The 244-nt window shown below is 70.9% G+C and carries 1 protein-coding gene; it reads left to right on the forward strand.

Going from position 1 to position 244, the window contains the following annotated elements:
* Positions 1–244: hypothetical protein (locus SB660_RS23060; protein ID WP_410584864.1), on the forward strand; the 244-nt coding region annotated here is incomplete at both ends.

Raw genomic sequence — 244 nt, forward strand, 5'->3', positions numbered from 1 at the left:
GTTCGATCGGCCTCCGCGCGCTCCGCGACTCGCAGCGCGTGGACATGCGCGTGCAGGGACGCGAGCTGCCCGCCGGAACCGGCAAGCAGCTGCTCGACTCGTTGTCGGCGGTCGAGAACAGCAAGCCGCGCGACGGCGGCATCGCCGAACTCGCCGGTGTCCTCTCCGCCACGATGCCGCTGGCGAGCGTCGTGGTGCTGGTGTGCGGATCGAAGGTACGCTCCGACGACCTGCGGTTGGCCTG

Source organism: Bacillus sp. SIMBA_005, assembly GCF_046535585.1.
In the GTDB taxonomy this organism is placed as follows: domain Bacteria; phylum Bacillota; class Bacilli; order Bacillales; family Bacillaceae; genus Bacillus; species Bacillus pumilus.